The sequence below is a fragment of the Streptomyces rimosus subsp. rimosus genome, from assembly GCF_000720725.1.
GTDB classification, from domain to species: Bacteria; Actinomycetota; Actinomycetes; order Streptomycetales; family Streptomycetaceae; genus Streptomyces; species Streptomyces rimosus_A.
The window spans coordinates 1-2,280 of record NZ_JOCQ01000215.1 but is presented as its reverse complement, the minus strand read 5'-3'; the positions used below and the strand labels follow the sequence as shown (position 1 = coordinate 2,280).

Below are 2,280 nucleotides of genomic sequence, written 5' to 3'. Positions count from 1 at the left end.
ACCTAACCCACACCCCACTCAGCCCGCCCCCATCCAGACGTCCTTGCCCCCGCCGCGCCACTCAATGAGCCCCGGCGTATCCAGATCAACATCCTCGGCATCCGGCGCCAGCCCCGCGCGCCGCAGGAACTCGGCAACATCACCCCGGCCATGCGCCAGCCCGACGATCTGCCCATGAACGGTGACCCGACGCCCGCCCGACGGCGAGGGCGGATGAACAATCACCGACGGATGCGCACCCATGCCTTCAGCGTGCACCGCCCCCGGCCACCCCGCACGTCGGCCACCACACGCAGATCAGCAACGCCCAACCGGCCACAGACCCCAAAAACGACGAAGCCCCAACCGACCACGGTTGGGGCTTCGATCTGGCCGCTCATCTACGGCTTCTCACTGTGGGCACAACAGGATTTGAACCTGTGACATCTGCTTTGTAAGAGCAGCGCTCTACCGCTGAGCTATGCGCCCTGGCTGAGCCGACAGACTACCTTGCTTTCCGGGCTGCACCACAAACCCGGGTCGGGGGCGACTCAGGACGGGGCTGGAGCGCCGGCCTCGGAGGTCCTGAGCCAGGCTGCGCGGAGGGGCTTCGCCTGGGCGCGAGGGGTCACGGACGTACGTACCAGACATACGGAACACACCCCGGCCGCGGCGCCTGTTTCCACCACCGGATCACGCCCCTGATCGCGAACCAACCGGCCGCTGTGTTCGTTCCTACTGGGTGGGAGAATGGCAGCCGGGCCAGGGGCGATGCGATCGGGAGAGGGATGTGACGGCGACACACACGCAGCCGCGCGAGCAGCGAGCACGCCGTGCAGTACGCCGTCGCCCTCGGGGCGGCATGCTCCGGGACACCGTGACCCTGCTCCTGCTGCCGCTGCCGTTGCTGGCCGCCGCGGCCCCGGCTGCCTTCGCGGGCGGGGGTACGCGGCGCTGGTTCGGGCGCGGGGAGAGCCAGCGCGCGGACGCCCAGGCCGCGAAGGACGCCGCGGCAGCGGCGTTCTACGAGCTGGACACGGCCCAGCGTGACCTGCGGATCTCCATAGAGACGGTCACCGCGGTCGACCGTTCTCCGGCGGCCGTGCGGGCCGCGGAGGAGTACGAGCGTTTCGGGCAGCGGATCGACGAGGTCAGCCAGGGCTACATCAGCGCCGTCGACGCCCACGACCTCGACCGCGACGACCTCGACGCCGGCGCGGCGTCGCGGGCGCGCGCCGACCTGGCCCGGGCCAAGGACGAGCTGGAGCGGGTCAAGGCGGACCTCGACCGCTTCGCTCAGGGGCTGGGCCCGCTGCTGCAGACCGCGGAAACGCAGCTGGCACGGCTCGCGCCGGCGGTCGAGCGGTCCCGGCAGGCCCTGCTGGCCGCGAGCAACGCGCTCGACGCCGTCCGCGCGCAGAATTACCAGGCGGACGACCTGGCGGCCCGGCTGGCCGCCCTGTCGCCCGAGCTGACCAAGCTGAACCAGGGCGCCGGACAGCACGGCGTACAGGAGACGATCCGGCGCGCCGACGACGTGCTGCGCCAGGCCGAGGCCATACGTACCGAGGCGGAGCGGCTGCCGGAGAAGGCCGCGGAGATCGACAAGCGACTGGTGTCGCTGCGGACCCGGGCGCAGGCCATCACGACGCGAGCGGCCAAGGTCGATCCCGTGCTGAGCGAACTGCGCAGGCGCTACAGCGCGGCCTGCTGGCAGGACCTCCAGCACGTACCGGACCAGGCAGCGGACGCCGTCGCGCAGGCGGAGATCAAGGTGCGCGAGGCCCAGCGGGCACGGGACGAGCAGCGCTGGGCCGACGCCACGAGCCTTCTGGCGACCGCTCGGGCTTTGCTGAACACGACCGATGAGGCGGTCTCGGCCGCCGGTGACCGGCTGCGTCGGCTGGACGAGGTGTCCTTCGACCGCGAGAAGGAGGTCGAGCGGACGCGCTTCGCGGTACGGGACGCGCAGCGGCTGGCGATGGCCGGCCGCAGTACGCCCGACCCGCGGCACGCACGTCCGCTGGACGACGCGGTGGCGCGTCTGGAGCGCGCGATCGCCGGCCTGGAGGGACGACACCCGGACTGGTGGCACTTCCTGACCGAGACGGAGGCGGTACGGCAGACGGCCGCCCGCGTGGTCCAGGAGATCCGCGAGGAGCGGGGCGGCGGGACGGCGGGCTGACGGGCTGGCGGGCGGTCCTTGACGGCGGGTGGCTGATGACCGAGGGATCGCTGATGGGGTGGGGTGTCCGGTGGGGCGGCGGGGCGGCGGGGCGGCGGGGCGGCTGACGATGTCCG

The 2,280-nt window shown here is 72.1% G+C and carries 3 protein-coding genes and 1 tRNA gene; 1 reads left to right on the top strand and 3 read right to left on the bottom strand.

Annotated features, from left to right (window positions below):
- Positions 1 to 18: 18 nt before the first annotated feature.
- The 3 genes from IH45_RS0142495 to IH45_RS0142490 form a co-directional block, all read right to left on the bottom strand.
- Positions 19 to 243, bottom strand: coding sequence for a hypothetical protein (locus tag IH45_RS0142495; RefSeq protein WP_030682493.1), 225 nt, complete (start codon positions 241 to 243; stop codon positions 19 to 21).
- Entirely contained in the window at positions 222 to 380 is a 159-nt protein-coding gene (locus IH45_RS1000000149170) for a hypothetical protein (protein WP_158813482.1), read from the bottom strand. Before IH45_RS1000000149170 ends, IH45_RS0142495 begins: the two co-directional genes overlap by 22 nt.
- Positions 381 to 396: 16 nt before the next feature.
- Positions 397 to 468, bottom strand: a tRNA-Val gene (locus tag IH45_RS0142490).
- Between the two features lie 301 nt (positions 469 to 769).
- Here IH45_RS0142490 and IH45_RS0142485 point away from each other — a divergent pair.
- Positions 770 to 2,164: a coiled-coil domain-containing protein gene (locus IH45_RS0142485; protein WP_032919554.1), complete on the top strand. Its 1,395-nt coding sequence runs from the start codon at positions 770 to 772 to the stop codon at positions 2,162 to 2,164.
- Positions 2,165 to 2,280 lie beyond the last annotated feature (116 nt).